13 protein-coding genes are annotated in these 15,499 nt (G+C 59.8%); 1 reads left to right on the top strand and 12 read right to left on the bottom strand.

The window, feature by feature from the left end; translation table 11 throughout:
- Nucleotides 1-27 precede the first annotated feature (27 nt).
- The 5 genes from urtE to urtA all read right to left on the bottom strand — a co-directional run bounded on the left by urtE (nt 28) and on the right by urtA (nt 5,798).
- Nucleotides 28-726 carry an urea ABC transporter ATP-binding subunit UrtE gene (gene urtE / locus ACRC4F_RS13650; protein WP_077748951.1) on the bottom strand — a complete coding sequence of 233 codons (699 nt, stop codon included), beginning with the start codon at nt 724-726 and terminating at the stop codon, nt 28-30.
- A 139-nt stretch (nt 727-865) separates the two neighbouring features.
- Nucleotides 866-1,735 (bottom strand): urea ABC transporter ATP-binding protein UrtD, encoded by an 870-nt coding sequence (gene urtD / locus ACRC4F_RS13645; protein ID WP_438659766.1) that lies wholly within the window; start codon nt 1,733-1,735, stop codon nt 866-868.
- The gene (gene urtC / locus ACRC4F_RS13640; protein ID WP_438659765.1) at nt 1,732-2,811 is read right to left on the bottom strand and encodes an urea ABC transporter permease subunit UrtC; all 1,080 of its coding nucleotides are present in this window, start codon (nt 2,809-2,811) and stop codon (nt 1,732-1,734) included. Before urtC ends, urtD begins: the two co-directional genes overlap by 4 nt.
- Nucleotides 2,811-4,313, bottom strand: a complete 1,503-nt coding sequence (urtB, locus tag ACRC4F_RS13635; RefSeq protein ID WP_438659764.1) for an urea ABC transporter permease subunit UrtB — start codon at nt 4,311-4,313, stop codon at nt 2,811-2,813. Before urtB ends, urtC begins: the two co-directional genes overlap by 1 nt.
- Nucleotides 4,314-4,532: 219 nt before the next feature.
- Nucleotides 4,533-5,798: an urea ABC transporter substrate-binding protein gene (gene urtA / locus ACRC4F_RS13630; protein ID WP_438659763.1), complete on the bottom strand. Its 1,266-nt coding sequence runs from the start codon at nt 5,796-5,798 to the stop codon at nt 4,533-4,535.
- Nucleotides 5,799-6,082: 284 nt separating this feature from the next.
- Between urtA and ACRC4F_RS13625 the strand changes: the two genes are divergently transcribed.
- On the top strand, nt 6,083-9,397 hold the full coding sequence (locus tag ACRC4F_RS13625; RefSeq protein ID WP_438659762.1) for a hypothetical protein: 3,315 nt from the start codon (nt 6,083-6,085) through the stop codon (nt 9,395-9,397).
- A 35-nt stretch (nt 9,398-9,432) separates the two neighbouring features.
- Here ACRC4F_RS13625 and ACRC4F_RS13620 read toward each other — a convergent pair whose 3' ends face one another.
- The 7 genes from ACRC4F_RS13620 to ACRC4F_RS13590 form a co-directional block, all read right to left on the bottom strand.
- Nucleotides 9,433-10,443 (bottom strand): FecCD family ABC transporter permease, encoded by a 1,011-nt coding sequence (locus tag ACRC4F_RS13620; protein ID WP_438659761.1) that lies wholly within the window; start codon nt 10,441-10,443, stop codon nt 9,433-9,435.
- Complete coding sequence (locus ACRC4F_RS13615; RefSeq protein WP_438659760.1) at nt 10,440-11,387, bottom strand: ABC transporter substrate-binding protein; 948 nt, start codon at nt 11,385-11,387, stop codon at nt 10,440-10,442. Before ACRC4F_RS13615 ends, ACRC4F_RS13620 begins: the two co-directional genes overlap by 4 nt.
- Nucleotides 11,387-12,172, bottom strand: coding sequence for an ABC transporter ATP-binding protein (locus ACRC4F_RS13610; protein ID WP_438659759.1), 786 nt, complete (start codon nt 12,170-12,172; stop codon nt 11,387-11,389). Before ACRC4F_RS13610 ends, ACRC4F_RS13615 begins: the two co-directional genes overlap by 1 nt.
- 289 nt (nt 12,173-12,461) lie before the next feature.
- Nucleotides 12,462-13,841: a PepSY-associated TM helix domain-containing protein gene (locus ACRC4F_RS13605; RefSeq protein ID WP_438659758.1), complete on the bottom strand. Its 1,380-nt coding sequence runs from the start codon at nt 13,839-13,841 to the stop codon at nt 12,462-12,464.
- A gap of 215 nt (nt 13,842-14,056) precedes the next feature.
- Nucleotides 14,057-14,506 (bottom strand): DUF2946 domain-containing protein, encoded by a 450-nt coding sequence (locus tag ACRC4F_RS13600; protein WP_438659757.1) that lies wholly within the window; start codon nt 14,504-14,506, stop codon nt 14,057-14,059.
- A gap of 20 nt (nt 14,507-14,526) precedes the next feature.
- Nucleotides 14,527-15,006 (bottom strand): copper chaperone PCu(A)C, encoded by a 480-nt coding sequence (locus ACRC4F_RS13595; RefSeq protein WP_438659756.1) that lies wholly within the window; start codon nt 15,004-15,006, stop codon nt 14,527-14,529.
- Nucleotides 15,007-15,054: 48 nt separating this feature from the next.
- Nucleotides 15,055-15,453, bottom strand: a complete 399-nt coding sequence (locus ACRC4F_RS13590; RefSeq protein ID WP_438659755.1) for a DUF2946 domain-containing protein — start codon at nt 15,451-15,453, stop codon at nt 15,055-15,057.
- Nucleotides 15,454-15,499: the final 46 nt, after the last annotated feature.

Genomic DNA, 15,499 nt, shown 5'->3' with positions numbered 1-15,499 from the left:
CTCTAATTATCGTCAGGACGCTGCAGATTAGATCGTAACCAGACCACGTACACCTTCGGCTTCCATATTTTCGCCGCGACCTTGTTGCACGATCTCGCCCCGGGACATCACCAAGTATTGATCGGCCAGTTCTGCGGCGAAATCGTAGAACTGCTCCACCAACAGAATCGCCATGTCACCCCGGGCCGCGAGCTTCTTGATCACCACGCCGATCTCCTTGATCACCGACGGCTGGATGCCTTCGGTGGGCTCATCGAGAATCAACAGCCGTGGGCGGCTGGCCAGTGCGCGACCGATCGCCAATTGCTGCTGTTGGCCGCCGGACAAGTCACCGCCGCGTCGTTGCTTCATTTGTAGCAGCACTGGAAACAGCTCGTAGATGAATGCTGGGACTTCCTTGGCTTCAGAGCCAGGAAATCGCGACAGACCCATCAGCAGGTTTTCTTCCACGGTCAACCGACCGAAAATTTCCCGACCCTGCGGCACATAAGCGATCCCGGCATGCACTCGCTGGTGCGGCTTGAACGTGGTGATCGGTTTGCCTTCCCAATTCACCGCGCCCTCTTTGGCCGGCAGCAAACCCATCAGGCACTTGAGCAATGTAGTTTTGCCCACGCCGTTGCGCCCCAGCAGGCAAGTGACTTCTCCGACCTTCACGTCAAACGTCAGGCCCCGCAGGATGTGGCTACCGCCGTAGTACTGGTGCAGCTTGTCGACTTGCAGCATGTCCAAATTCCTTCTGTTTCAAACAGAACCCTGTGGGAGCTGGCCTGCCAGCGATGGGGGCGGCACATCCAGTATTGATGTTGTCTGACCCACTGCTATCGCTGGCAGGCCCGCTCCCACGGTGTCCGTGTTGGCAGGTCTAGCGACCGAGGTACACCTCGATCACCCGCTCGTTTTCCTGCACCTGTTCCAGCGACCCTTCAGCCAGCACGCTGCCCTGGTGCAACACGGTGACGTGGTCGGCGATGGAGCCGACGAAGCCCATGTCATGTTCCACCACCATCAACGAATGCTTGCCGGCCAGGCTCTTGAACAGTTCGGCGGTGAACTCGGTCTCGGCGTCGGTCATGCCCGCCACCGGCTCGTCGAGCAGCAGCAGTTGCGGGTCTTGCATGAGCAGCATGCCGATTTCCAGAAACTGCTTCTGGCCGTGGGACAACAACCCCGCGGGGCGATTGACAGAGCTGGTCAGGCGAATGGTTTCCAACACTTCGCTGATGCGGTCTTTCTGTTCGCCACTGAGGCGAGCCCGCAGGCTGGCCCACACCGATTTGTCGGTTTTCTGCGCCAGCTCCAGGTTCTCGAACACGCTCAAGGCTTCGAACACCGTCGGCTTCTGGAATTTGCGGCCGATGCCGGCCTGGGCGATCTGCACTTCGCTCATCGACGTCAGATCGAGGGTTTCACCGAACCAGGCCTTGCCGTGACTGGGGCGAGTCTTGCCGGTGATGACGTCCATCAGCGTGGTCTTGCCCGCGCCGTTGGGGCCGATGATGCAGCGCAGTTCGCCGACGCCGATGTACAGGTTCAGATCATTGAGCGCCTTGAAGCCATCGAAGCTGACGCTGATGTCTTCCAGGGTCAGGATGGTGCCGTGGCGTGTATTCAGGCCGGGGCTGACACGTTGTCCGAGGCCGATGGCGTCGCGGCTGCTGCCCGCATCCTTGTTGGGCTCGACAGGAAAAAACGCCGGTTCGAGCATGAATTCAGCCGTCGCTGTGACTCTCATGATTCACCTCTTTTTTTCAGCAGACCGATCACGCCTTTGGGCAAATACAAGGTCACGACAATGAACAACGCGCCGAGAAAGAACAGCCAGTATTCGGGAAACGCCACGGTGAACCAGCTCTTCATCCCGTTGACCACACCCGCGCCGAGCAGTGGACCGATCAGCGTTCCGCGACCACCCAAAGCGACCCAAACGGCGGCTTCAATGGAGTTGGTCGGCGACATTTCGCTCGGGTTGATGATCCCGACCTGCGGCACGTACAACGCACCGGCCAAGCCACACAGCACAGCGCTCAACACCCAGACAAACAGCTTGAAGCCGCGTGGATCGTAGCCGCAAAACATCAGGCGGTTTTCCGCATCCCTTAGTGCCGTCAGCACCCGGCCAAACTTGCTTTGCGCAAGACGCCAGCCGATAAACAGACTCGCCACCAGCAACACCACCGTGGCAAAAAACAGCACCGCGCGGGTGCCCGGCTCAGTAATGCCGAAGCCGAGAATCGTGCGGAAGTTAGTGAAGCCGTTGTTACCACCAAACCCGGTTTCGTTGCGGAAAAACAGCAGCATTCCGGCGAAGGTCAGGGCCTGGGTCATGATCGAGAAATACACGCCCTTGATCCGCGAACGGAAGGCGAAGAACCCGAACACCAGCGCCAGTAAACCCGGCGCCAATACCACCAGGCACATCGACCAAAGGAAGCTGCTGGTGCCGGTCCAGTACCACGGCAATTCGGTCCACGACAGAAAGGTCATGAACGCCGGCAAGCCATCACCCGACGCCTGGCGCATCAGGTACATGCCCATGGCATAACCGCCGAGGGCAAAGAACAGGCCGTGGCCGAGGGACAGCAGGCCGGCGTAACCCCAGACCAGATCCAGCGCGAGGGCGACGATGGCGTAGCACAGGATTTTGCCCACCAGCGTCAGCGTGTAGGCCGAGACGTGAAACGCATTGTCCGGCGACAACAGTGAGAGTAATGGCAACGCCAGCAGCAGAAGGAGGATCACCGCACCGACGGCAATCGTGACTTTAGGGCCGGCCTTTTGGCTGGCCGTGAGCATCAGGGGCTGGTTCATCAGTCGATCACCCGTCCTTTCAGTGCGAAGAGGCCTTGCGGACGCTTCTGGATGAACAGAATGATCAGCGCGAGGATCAGAATCTTGCCGAGCACGGCGCCGATCTGCGGTTCGAGAATCTTGTTGGCGATCCCCAGGCCGAACGCCGCCAGCACGCTGCCGGCCAATTGACCGACACCGCCGAGCACCACCACCAGGAAGGAGTCGATGATGTAGCTCTGGCCGAGGTCCGGGCCGACGTTGCCGATCTGGCTGAGGGCCACGCCACCGAGGCCGGCAATGCCTGAGCCGAGGCCGAAGGCGAGCATGTCGACCCGTCCGGTCGGCACGCCGCAGCAGGCGGCCATGTTGCGATTTTGGGTGACGGCGCGCACGTTCAAACCGAGGCGTGTCTTGTTCAGGAGAAGCCAGGTCAGGACCACCACAAACAGCGCGAAGGCGATGATCACGATGCGGTTGTACGGCAGCACGAGGTTGGGCAGCACTTGAATCCCGCCCGACAGCCACGCCGGGTTGGCCACTTCAACGTTCTGCGCGCCGAACAGCAGCCGGACAAGTTGAATCAGCATCAAACTGATGCCCCAGGTCGCCAGCAGAGTTTCCAGCGGGCGGCCGTAGAGGTGACGAATCACGGTGCGTTCCAGCGCCATGCCGATCGCGGCAGTGACAAAAAATGCCACGGGCAAGGCGATCAGCGGGTAGAACTCGATGGCTTGCGGGGCGTAGCGCTGGAACATCAGCTGCACCACGTAGGTCGAGTACGCGCCGAGCATCAGCATCTCGCCGTGGGCCATGTTGATCACGCCGAGCAAGCCGAAGGTGATCGCCAGACCCAATGCCGCGAGCAGCAAGATTGACCCTAGAGACATGCCACTGAAGGCTTGGCCGAGCATCTCGCCGATCAGCAGTTTGCGTTTGACTTGAGCGAGGCTGGTTTCGGCGGCGGTACGCACGTTGGAGTCGGCTTCGACGCCCGGTTGCAGCAAGCTTTCGAGGCGGGTGCGCGCAAGAGGATCACCGGTTTCACCGAGCAGGCGCACCGCGGCAAGGCGCACGGCCGGGTCGGTGTCGACCAATTGCAGATTGGCCAGGGCCAGGCTCAGGGCGGCGTGAACAGTTTTGTCTTGTTCGCCAGCCAGTTGCTGGTCGAGGAATTTCAGCTGCGCCGGTTTGGCGCTTTTCTGCAATTGCTGCGCGGCAGCCAGACGGATTTTGGCGTCGGCGGCGAGCAATTGGTGGCTGGCCATAGCGGTGTCGATCAGACCCCGCAGGCGATTGTTCAGGCGCAGGGTTTTCGGCTGGCCGTCGATGGTCAACTCGCCTTGTTGTAGCGCGTTGATCAGCTCGATGCGGGCCGGGTCGGGCTGCGCGGCCCAGGATTCGAGAAGCTTGGCTTGCTGCACTGGATTGGCGGCGACGAAGTCTTCGGCTTCGCCTGAATGCGCGGCCATCGGCAGCAACAGTGCGATGGCGAGGATGACGCGGTATAGGGCAGTGGGCATTGGTGGTGTTCCTGTTAAATCGACCCCTCACCCCAGCCCTCTCCCCAATGGGGAGAGGGGAAAGGGGGCCGATCTTCATGCTTTTCAAATCCTGAGTTCGACTTGATTGCGCAGGTCGAAGTAGCTCGACCAGACAACTCGGTCAGTCCCCTCGCCCCTCTGGGGAGAGGGTTAGGGTGAGGGGTAGATTTCAAGTCCACCCCAAACTCCAGATCCGCCTCAGTTGCTCTTCACCGCATAATCCGGCCGTTTGTCGTTACCCGAAATAAACGGGCTCCACGGCTGAGCACGGATCGGCCCCTCGGTCTGCCACACCACGTTGAACTGACCATCGGCCTGGATCTCGCCGATCATCACCGGTTTGTGCAGGTGGTGATTGGTCTTGTCCATGGTCAGCGTGTAGCCCGACGGCGCGGCAAAGGTCTGGCCAGCCAAGGCTTCGCGGACTTTGTCGACGTCGGTGGACTTGGCTTTTTCAGCCGCTTGCGCCCACATGTGGATGCCGACGTAGGTGGCTTCCATCGGGTCGTTGGTCACCGCTTTGTCGGCGCCCGGCAGGTTGTGTTTCTTGGCGTAGGCTTTCCAGTCCGCGACGAATTTCTTGTTCGCCGGGTTCTCCACCGATTCAAAGTAGTTCCAGGCCGCGAGGTTGCCCACCAGCGGTTTGGTATCGATGCCACGCAGTTCTTCTTCGCCGACCGAGAACGCTACAACGGGAACGTCAGTGGCTTTCAAACCCTGGTTGGCCAGCTCTTTATAGAACGGCACGTTGGAGTCGCCGTTGACGGTCGAGATGACCGCTGTCTTGCCGCCCGCCGAGAATTTCTTGATGTTCGCCACGATGGTTTGATAGTCGCTGTGGCCGAACGGGGTGTAGACCTCTTCGATGTCCTTGTCCGCGACGCCTTTGGAATGCAGGAACGAGCGCAGGATCTTGTTGGTGGTGCGCGGGTAGACGTAATCGGTGCCGAGCAGGAAGTAGCGCTTGGCGCTGCCGCCTTCTTCGCTCATCAGGTATTCCACCGCCGGGATGGCTTGCTGGTTTGGCGCGGCGCCTGTGTAGAACACGTTCGGCGACATCTCTTCGCCTTCGTATTGCACCGGGTAGAACAGCAGGCCGTTGAGTTCTTCGAACACCGGCAACACCGATTTACGCGACACCGATGTCCAGCAACCGAACACCACCGCAACCTTGTCCTGAGTCAGCAACTGACGACCCTTTTCCGCGAACAGCGGCCAGTTGGATGCCGGGTCCACAACCACCGGTTCCAGCATCTTGCCGTTGACGCCGCCCTTGGCGTTGATCTCGTCGATGGTCATCAAGGCCATGTCTTTGAGCGAGGTTTCGGAGATCGCCATGGTCCCGGACAACGAATGCAGAATACCGACCTTGATGGTCTCGGCGGCCTGGACGGTCCAGGTCAAGCCCATCGCGGCAATGCTTGCCGTGAGTGTGAAAGCCTTGATCAAGCTGCGACGCTTCATTGTGCGATCTCCATGAACGTTAGATGTTTTTCTTGGGGGCAGATGCGGACTACTGAAGGCCGTTTTGCAAAGGCTGTGCCTAAGACTCGAATTGCTTTGCCTGAGGGGGCGAGAACGCTCGGCGGTTGAGTGGGTTGCACCGTGAGCGGGCACGAACTACGTACCCGGACAGGTCGATGCGCTTAAGTGGTGCCGAGCGCGGGAAGTAGTATCTATGTACCGCTCAGGGAAGGTTTTGCGGTGCGAAGGTGGGCGTTCCTGATAATTCAATGGAGTTCTGTTTCATGGATGAACAACCACGACAACCCGCCCCGACCAGGGCGGCATCAGCATTGAACGTGTTGGATAGAGAGTTTCTGTCGTCCGACGATGCCGCACGTTACGCCCATGAGCGAGTCGGGCGCCGCCGTGAGCGCGGCTATTACGGCTATATCCTTCAGCGAAACGATCATCGCTTTGTGATAACCGAGCCGGCTGAACGGCCGGTCCCTGTCGGCCCCCATCACCAGGTGATTCCCGACAACCACGCCTTGCATGGCCGGTTCTATTCTCACCCTGCGCTTTCGACGCTCGATGCAACCAAGGTAGCGCAGATGAGATGGTCAACAGACGAGGCTGCAACCCATCTGTTGATGTTCAGCGTTGACGAATTGCGCGACAGTTTCGGGAGCAGACTGCCAGCGTATCTTTCTGGCGCCGAAGACAGTTTGATCAGTTTCACACCCGATTGGTCGCGCGGGGCGATCCTGCTCCCTCTACTGGGAAGCGAGCTTGAGCCGGGTCCATTTGCCTTGGGGCTTGCAGCGGGGGCTGCCAAACCGGAGCAGCTTGTTGTGGAAGCGGCGGACGCCGGCGATTTGCGGGTCCTCATCAGCAACGGTCGCTGGCGACCTCGAGGGAAAATCACGGGACCTGTCGTCCCGGGCCCTTGGGACAGACGCGTGCCGGAGCGGGCGTCTTTTGGTGCGGTATTCCAGTCAGCCGATGAGGCGGCACTTGATCGCTACTCCAAAGATATGGGGCAGCATGAGGAGGAGCAGACCTGGTTCGGGTTCATCCTCAAGCACCAAGGCAAGGAGCGATACATCGCCAGCGAACTGGTCCCGGTCAGCGGTGTAAGGGACAAACTTTACTCGTTGGGCAGCCTGTTCGGCATCTCCAGGACCGGGGAGACCTTGTACCCCGAATCATTCATTCCCCACGCCTATTTTTATTCCCGTCAGCGGGTCAGGCATGAACGCGACACTGCCCGGAAATGGTTGGCGCAGCACTTCATCGTGCCCAAGGATCTTTGGGTGGTGGCTTACAACTCCAGAAGACGAACGGTCATGGAGCCGCGGACCACCATTCCTCTTTATGTCTCGACTCAGGACGGCGCCCTTCTGAAATATAACGCCCGCAAGGGCAGCAAGCTGTTCGATAACGACGTGCCGAACATGGGGCTGGAGGTGATTCAAAACAATCTGGCCAGTGGCAAGCTCACCGCGAACGACTTTGTCAGGGTGGTGGCCAACAGCGGAGTTTTGCGCGTCATGCGCACCAGTCTGTGCTGGGACAGGAAAGGGCCGGTCGACGCGTATTGGACGCCGAGCCAGAACCTGCAGCGTCGTACGCTGGGTCCGGTGTTCCTTACAGCGGACGACGCCGCCGTGCATGCGCGTTCGCGAGTGCCCACAGGCAACAACGTCGGGGCGTTTGGTGGCTTCATTCTCAAGCGTGATGACGGGCTTTTCGTGGCAACCGATCCGGTCCGTATTCTGCAGGAAGATTTCGATGTCAATTGGATCTTCCCCGATGAGGCAGTCACCTTCGGCCTGTTCCCGGCGGCGTGCACACTCGTTGCGCGTTACCGCTCACGGGTGCCGCGAGCACTTCCCGTCGTTCTGTCCCGGGTCGATAAAGCGCTCTACCTCAACATGCTGTCCGTCGATGTCGTCTACGCCGCATTCATGCGCAACACGCAAGCGTTCGATGAGTACCTGTTTGCGCCTGACGGATCGACAATTCGTTATCGGGTTGGCAACTGGGAGCGCATTCGGGCCGATCTGGGAATTGCATTGGGTGCCTCGGGCAAACCGGCTCGAGACCTTGATGCGACCTGGATCAAGAAACAGATACATCAGGGCGCATTGAAACCGACTGAATGGGTAAAAAAACTGGTGAATACCGGATACTTGCATGTGGTCGTCGGTAGCCGACTCTGGGGCCCGGCTCGTGAGGTGACGGAGTTGCAGCCATTTCCTGCAGCGACCCATACGACCGGTTATCCAAGGGCCATGACGGAGCCAGCTTACAGCCCTGTGTGCGTTCGCGAACAGGACTGTGCGCGTCTCGTCCATGAGCAGGCGGGCAGTCGATCAACCCCAGGTTTCGGATTCATCTTGAGGAACGCTCGTACCGGTTCTTTCATCGCAACGCTGCCTGTTGAGGTGCTAGGCTCACGGTTGGCGTATGACCGTATCTTTCCTGGTGTATTGCCTTACCGATACGTCGACAGCGGGATTGTTCTCTGCGCAGCAGGAGCTCCGAAAGGGCTGTCGGACGATGACTATCGGCACTTTTTTTCACCCCTGGATGTGAACCTGGCGCGTGTCAGCGTCCGAACCAACCAAGGGTACAGGCCGATTTATTTCTCTTGTGCCGACGGCGCCTTGCTACGTTTTCAACCCAGTGCTTTCGATCCGGCCGCACCTCTGGACAGATTTGGTCAGATCCAACTCAGGGATAATCCGTTTGCAACGCTTGAGCAGGCACAGCGTGACTGGCACGCCATCAGTCGGGGTACATTCAGCCTGACCGGTTACATTCGGCGCATGGCGTTACACGGACATCTGGAAGTTCTGGTATCCAGCACGTATTGGTCTCGTCAGGGTGAAGTGGGCCATGACTGGCGTCCTTACATGCCTGCTGTTTCTGCCGATAAGCTGTGGGCCGGCAAATCCGCATTACCTCTGGGACCCGTGTTTCACCACCCCGACGATGCTGCCCGTCATGCACAGCTTCGAGCGGCACGTTTCGATGAGCAAACGACTTTGCGCGCCAGCGCGGTTTTGAGAAAAACCGGTTCGTATTCATACGTTGGCCTGGAGCCTCTCGTCGATCCGGGTTATCCCGATGAAGCCATCAAGCGAATCTTTCGAACCGCGAGCGATACCTCTACCTCCGCGAGCAATAGAGCGCCGCAGTTTCCTGACGGTTTCGAACTGGTGGCCAGTCATCAGATTCAGCCAGCAAACAGGACGGTGACGACAGCATCCGAAACGGACGATGCACGCTTTGCAGCGCCTGCGTTGGTGCACGCGCACACCTACGCCTTGCAAGCCAAAGGGTTTGATATATCGGCTTACTTTTACTCGACAGGCCATGGCGCATTGCTCAAATACGTACCGGTGTATAGCAAGGCAGAGGAGTCATTGTTGCTCGCACAACAGACGCTTTCTTCGGAAGAGTTTATTTCCAGGCTGGCGGATATTGGCCAATTGCGGGTACTGGACGCTGCGTATGGCTGGAATCAGACCGGCCGTCTTGGGCGCGATTGGAAAGTCAGGCGCAAGGAAGTTGCCGATGTCTCTGATAAACCCACTCGCGATGAACTGTAGTTCCCATTTCAGCATTGGCAGGACGTTATTTTTTATCAGCGCTTACGCATCAAGCCGATAAAAAACAATCCTCCAATTGCCGCCGTAGCCACGCCAATCGGCAAGTCCTCGGGGGCGATGAGCGTGCGCGCGGCGACATCGACCCAGACCAGGCAAATGCTGCCCAGCAACACGCACGCTGGTAGCAACCGACGGTGTTCTGCCCCGACCAGTCGCCGGGCAATGTGCGGCACCATCAGCCCGACGAAGCCGATGGAGCCGCTGATCGACACCAGCACTCCCGTCATCAACGACGCAATCAGAAACACGCGCAAGCGTACGGTGCGGGCGTTGAGCCCAAGGGTCACGGCCGTCTGTTCACCGGCCATCAAGGCGTTCAGCGGTCGGGCCATCCCCAACAGCAAAACCAGTCCCAGCAACACACTGGCAGCCGGCACCGCCAGCAACGCCCAACGCGCCAACCCTAGCCCGCCCAGCATCCAGAACATCACCGCAGAACTCGCCCGATGATCGCCAAGAAACAACAGCAAATTGGCAATCGCCATCATCACGAATGACACCGCCACGCCGCATAACAGCAACCGATCGCTGTCCAGCCGCCCGTTGCGGTTGGCGATCATCAGCACGACCAGCATGCTCAGCAGCGCGCCGATAAACGCCGCAATCGGCAGGGTCAGCAGCCCGACGATTTCACCGACATGCAGCACCACGATCACCGCGCCAAGGGTAGCGCCGGAAGTGACCCCGAGCAGATGCGGGTCAGCCAGGGGATTGCGCGTAACCGCTTGCAATACTGCGCCAATCAGCGCCAGGCCTGCGCCCACCAGGGCACCGAGCAGCATGCGCGGCACACGGATCAACCACACGATGTGTTCCTGTCCGGCCGTCCAGCTCACCTCGCCAAAACCGAACACCTTGTGCAGCAAAATTCGCCACACCACGTCCACCGGCACCCGCGCCGGGCCAAAGCCCAGCGACACCACGCACGACACCAGCAACAGCGCGCCGAGCATCATCAGCAGCAAGGCATAGCGACGATCCATCATTGGCCGTGGAAACCTTTGGCCAGGGTTTCAACCGCCAGCACGTTGTCGATACCCGGCGTGGCCTGCACGTATGGAATCACGATGAAACGCTGGTTCTTGATCGCGTCTACCGATCGCAGTGCCTTGTTGTCGAGCAGGAATTGCTCTTTCTGTTCGGCGGTGACTTCGCCATAGTCAACGATCACGATCACCTGCGGATTGCGCTCGACCACGTTTTCCCAATTCACGCGGGTCCAGCTCGCCTCCACGTCATCGAGAATGTTACGCCCACCTGCAGCATCGATCAGCGCCTGAGGCATGCCGAGGCGGCCGGAGGTCATGGCGCGGTCTTCGCCGCTGTCATAGAGGAAAACGCGCGGTTTGTCGGCGGGCAGATCCTTGCGCACCTCGGCGACTTGCGCCTGCATTTGGGCGATCAGGGCATTGGCGCGATCCTGCACATCGAAGATTTTGCCGAGGTTGCGCAGGTCGTTGTAGGTGTCTTCCAGGCTGGCCGGCGGACGCTTCATGACGAAGGCGCAGGACTCGGTCAGCTCGTAGACATTGATGCCCAATGGCTGAAGTGTTTGCGGCGTAAGGTCGCCGCCCACGCGCATGCCGTAGTCCCAGCCGGCGAAGAAGAAGTCGACGTTGGCGTTGAGCAGGGTTTCCACTGACGGGTACTTGGCTGCCAGCTCCGGCAAACCGTCGAGGATGGTTTGCATCTCGGGCGTGACCGACTTCCATCCCGTGACGCCGCTGTAGCCGGCCATGCTCGGCTTGAGGCCGAGGGCGAGCATCATCTGGGTCATGTTGATGTCGTGGCTGACCGCGTGTTTCGGTGCTTGCCTGAACGTCACTTCGCGGTTGCAGCTGTGGATCGTCAGCGGGTATTTCGTGGTGTCGGCAAAGGCCTGGGCACTGCCCAGCAACAGAGCGACGCAAAGCAGGGAACGCAAATTCATCATTGGGTTATCCAGGTGATTCGTGGGTAGCCGTGCAAGGGGTGTTGATCGATCAGCGCTTCAACGCCGAACACGTCGCGCAGAAGGTCGGCAGTCAGGACTTCTTTTGGTGTACCGCTAGCGACGATGCGGCCGTGATTGATCACGTAGAGCCGATCGCAAAAAGCAGCAGCGAGATTGAGGTCGTGGATGCTGGCCAGGGTGCCGATCTTCAGGTGTTTGACCAGTTGCAGAAGCTCCAGCTGATAGCGCGGGTCGAGGTGGTTGGTCGGCTCGTCGAGGACCAGCAATTGCGGTTGCTGGGCCAGGGCGCGGGCGAGGATCACCCGCTGTTTTTCACCGCCGGAGAGCGTGGCAAAGGCGTGGTCTTCGAAGCCTTTGAGGCCGACGGATTCCAATGCCCGGGTCGCCAGATTCCGGTCTTCAATCGTGTCCCCGTCGAACAGGCCCTTGTGCGGCGTGCGACCCATGGCAACCACCTCATCGACCGTCAGGCCGAAGGCATCCGGAAACTCCTGCAACACCACGGCGATGCGTTGGGCGCACCAGCGCGAGGATTGTTTCCAGACGTTGTGGTGGTCGAGTCGGACCTCGCCGCTCTCCGGCTTGCTGAAGCGATAAGCGCACCGCAGCAGGCTCGTCTTGCCGCTGCCGTTGGGGCCGATCAACCCGACAAACTCACCGGCGGCTACGTGCAGCGAAGCATCACGCAGCCGGAACTGGTGATGGCAGTGGCCGTGGCCCAGCGGCGTCCAGGCGAGGTTTTTGAGGTTCAGCGAGGTCATGCATTAACTCTGAAATTTTGGGTGTTGCGGATGGCGCTATCGCGGGCAAGCCCGCTCCCACAAGGTCTCCGGCGTTCACACACTATTTGTGCACACCGCAGATCCCTGTGGGAGCGGGCTTGCCCGCGATAGGGCCCTTGAATCAAAAGGTGTAGTCAGCAGTGACGAAAAACGACCATGGTTCACCCAGGATCCACTGCTGCCCCTCATTAGATTCGCCGCCATTGCGCGAAGGGGAGATTAACGCGGAAAGTCTACAGATCCCTCTAAACCGCGCATCTCGCCTGCTTCACGATGAAGATGAGGCCGATTCAGTTTGCCGGGAGAAGCGCGAAAACAGCAGGCGATCCAGCAGCCACACGACGACCAACGAAGCACCCACCAGCGGAAACGCCACGGCCAGGGTGAACATGACGACCATCGCGGTTTTCCATTTCGGCAGGTCATGGCGCAGCGGCGGAACACCGAACTTGCCTTGTGGACGACGTTTCCACCAGATCACCACGCCGCTGACCGCACTGAGCAAAATCATCAGGCAGATCAGCAATACAACGATCTGGTTGAACAGGCCGAACATCTTGCCTTCATGCAGCATTACGCCGATTTCCGTGGCGCGGGCGACGGTGCCGTATTGCTCGTAGCGCACATCGGCGAGCACATCGCCGGTGTACTGATCGACATGCAGCGTGGCGTCGTTGCGCGGGTCGTCGGCAAACACGGCGATGGTGAACACGCCCGTCGCGGTGGTCGGGAAGGTGATGCTGTAACCCGGCTCCACCTTGCGTTGCATGGCGATGTTTTGCACGTCCTGCAGGCTGATGGTCGGCGCCGCGGGGCCGGCTTTGGCGCCGTCGTGGGCCATGTGTTCGGCGTGGTCGCCGGACATCGGCATCGGGGTGTTTTCCATGGCCCAAGGTACGGTCTGGCGGGTGGCAGTGTTGAGGCTGCGGGCCTCGACGTCGGACTTGGGTACGTTGTCCCACATCGCGGCCGGGAACACGTTCCACACCTGTGCGTATTTCTGGCCCCAGAAACCGGTCCAGGTCATGCCGCTGAGCAGCATCACCAGCAGCAGCGACGCGCCCCAGAAGCCGGTCACCGCGTGCAGATCACGCCAGAGTATGCGGCCACGACTGGTCAGGCGCGGCCACAAAATACCGGCCGCCTGGCCGCGCGGCCACCACAGGAACACGCCGGAAACCACCAGCACCACGCCCCATCCGGCGGCCAGTTCGACCAGCCGATCACCGACGGTGCCGATCATCAATTCACCGTGAATCGCTCGCGCCACCGCTTGCAGATTCTTCTTGGCATCTTGATCGCCGAGGATGTCGCCCTGGTAGGGATCGACAAATACGTTGAGCTCGGTGCCGCCATTGATCACGACAAACTGAGCGCTGCGCTCGGCGTTGACCGGCGGCAGGTACTGTTTGATCGTTGCTTGTGGATACGCCTGTTTCACCCGCTTGAGCAGGTCGTCGGCCGGGACGCTGTGATGCCCGGCCGGGACGTTCATCAGGCTGCCGTACATCAACGGATCGAGTTGCGGCTTGAACAGGTAAATGACACCGGTCAGGGCCAGCATCACCATGAATGGCGCGACGAACAGACCGGCATAGAAATGCCAGCGCCAGGCCAGGTTGTAGAAATTCACTTTGGGCTGTTTCATCACGTGTGCTCCGCTTTGGCTTGGCTCTTTTAGTTGTTTGTTTTGCGGTTGCTGCGCAACCGATCGCGGGCAATCCGGCTCCCACATGGGCTGCGTAGCGGCCCCATTTATGAGTGCTGCGCACTCAAGCGGGAGCAAGCTCCCTCGCCACACTGGCTCACTGCAACTGGTTGCTTTAGTTGTCTTCGAAACCGTGTGAAATCAGAGGTGAGTGTTTACGCGACGATGGGTGGGGCGCGGGTTCGGGCGCCGGGGAAGAAGGTTTGCCGGGCGTGGCCCAGGCGAGGGGAGGGGGTGGTGAAAGTGGTGGCTGTTGGCGTGTCGAACGCGACGAAGGTCTGGCCACCGGTCAGCGCCGGGCAATTGAACAACAGGCTGCAATAGCCGCATTTTTCCCAGAGCGCGTGATGCGAGGCTGCGGGCGGGCAGTGCTCGGCGGCAGGTTGTGCGCCGTGATCGGCGTGCTCCATGGCCGACATGTCCATGCTGATGTCCATCGTCAGGCTCATCGCCATCGACGAGGCGCGCTGATCCATCGGCATCGACTGAGAAATCAGCGGGCCAATAAAGATCATCAGCATGGCGAACAGGCTGATCCAGCTTCCGCGCGTCAGGCTCGACGACTGACGACGGTGTGCGGATGACTTGGCGCTAAGCGGGCGCATGGCGGTTTCTGCTCAGTCGATTACTGGGCGTGGGCGTGCATCTGCGAGTCTTCCGGCGGCTTCTTCTGCACCGAGACGTCGACCGTCACATCACCGGACTTTTCGAAGTGCAGGGTCAGCGGGAAACGCTTGCCGTCGCTTAGCAGGCTGCGGTCTTTCAATTCCAGCAGCATTACGTGATAGGCCATCGGCGCAAACGTGACATTGCCACCGGCAGGAACATCGACACTCGGCACTTGCTGCATTTTCATCAGATCGTCTTTCATGACGTGCTCATGCAGTTGCGCAATACCTGCAATCGGCGAGTCGACGCTGAGCAAGCGGTCAGCGGTTTTGCCTGGGTTTTGAATGACAAAGTAGGCCGCTACGGTTGGCGCGTTAGGCGGCAACTCCTGCGACCACGGGTGTGCTATCTCCAGTTCGCCAGCCTTGTATTCATGGGCATTGGCAAAGCAGGCAGGCAGCAGCAACGCAGCCAGAACGATGAGTTTGTTCAACATGGCAGTTCTCCAGAACGATTCAAGACGCAGGTCAATTGCGAGAAAGAATCACACCAGAGGGGACGCGCGGGGATTGAGGCTCGGCCATTGCTGGCGCGGGGTCGGTGTTTCGAGAGAGGTGGCAGGCACGCTTCGATTGGCCTCGAAACGGGCGAAATACAGCTGCGGCACATGCCCGGGCAACGCCACCAGCGGTGCGGAACCGGAGCAGCACCAGCAATGCTGCATGTTGGAATGATCGTCATTCTGCGGCGCTTTCTGCTCAAGGTCGCCCAGGGAAATCGCCACCATCTTGGTGCCGCTGGACGTACAGAAACTGCCCCACAACAATTGCCCGGCGGGTGATTTCGCCGACTGCGCCATGGCTCCGGTCACCGGCATGGCGAGCATGTTGAACAGCACTGCGAAGCAGGCGATCCAGGCAATTGCGAGCCGTTGTCGGGACATGGGACAAAATCCGTTGGGTGGGCGATCAGGCGCGGCTATTTAGCCT

It is taken from the genome of Pseudomonas sp., from assembly GCF_051660785.1.
Taxonomy (GTDB): Bacteria; Pseudomonadota; Gammaproteobacteria; order Pseudomonadales; family Pseudomonadaceae; genus Aquipseudomonas.
This window is presented reverse-complemented; position numbering and strand designations above follow the sequence as displayed.

Bases quoted from the DNA above. Each gene is read 5' to 3' on its own strand.
- urtE (WP_077748951.1), bottom strand. From the start codon at position 726: ATGCTGCAAGTCGACAAGCTGCACCAGTACTACGGCGGTAGCCACATC.
- urtD (WP_438659766.1), bottom strand. From the start codon at position 1,735: ATGAGAGTCACAGCGACGGCTGAATTCATGCTCGAACCGGCGTTTTTT.
- urtC (WP_438659765.1), bottom strand. From the start codon at position 2,811: ATGAACCAGCCCCTGATGCTCACGGCCAGCCAAAAGGCCGGCCCTAAA.
- urtB (WP_438659764.1), bottom strand. From the start codon at position 4,313: ATGCCCACTGCCCTATACCGCGTCATCCTCGCCATCGCACTGTTGCTG.
- urtA (WP_438659763.1), bottom strand. From the start codon at position 5,798: ATGAAGCGTCGCAGCTTGATCAAGGCTTTCACACTCACGGCAAGCATT.
- ACRC4F_RS13625 (WP_438659762.1), top strand. From the start codon at position 6,083: ATGGATGAACAACCACGACAACCCGCCCCGACCAGGGCGGCATCAGCA.
- ACRC4F_RS13620 (WP_438659761.1), bottom strand. From the start codon at position 10,443: ATGATGGATCGTCGCTATGCCTTGCTGCTGATGATGCTCGGCGCGCTG.
- ACRC4F_RS13615 (WP_438659760.1), bottom strand. From the start codon at position 11,387: ATGAATTTGCGTTCCCTGCTTTGCGTCGCTCTGTTGCTGGGCAGTGCC.
- ACRC4F_RS13610 (WP_438659759.1), bottom strand. From the start codon at position 12,172: ATGACCTCGCTGAACCTCAAAAACCTCGCCTGGACGCCGCTGGGCCAC.
- ACRC4F_RS13605 (WP_438659758.1), bottom strand. From the start codon at position 13,841: ATGAAACAGCCCAAAGTGAATTTCTACAACCTGGCCTGGCGCTGGCAT.
- ACRC4F_RS13600 (WP_438659757.1), bottom strand. From the start codon at position 14,506: ATGCGCCCGCTTAGCGCCAAGTCATCCGCACACCGTCGTCAGTCGTCG.
- ACRC4F_RS13595 (WP_438659756.1), bottom strand. From the start codon at position 15,006: ATGTTGAACAAACTCATCGTTCTGGCTGCGTTGCTGCTGCCTGCCTGC.
- ACRC4F_RS13590 (WP_438659755.1), bottom strand. From the start codon at position 15,453: ATGTCCCGACAACGGCTCGCAATTGCCTGGATCGCCTGCTTCGCAGTG.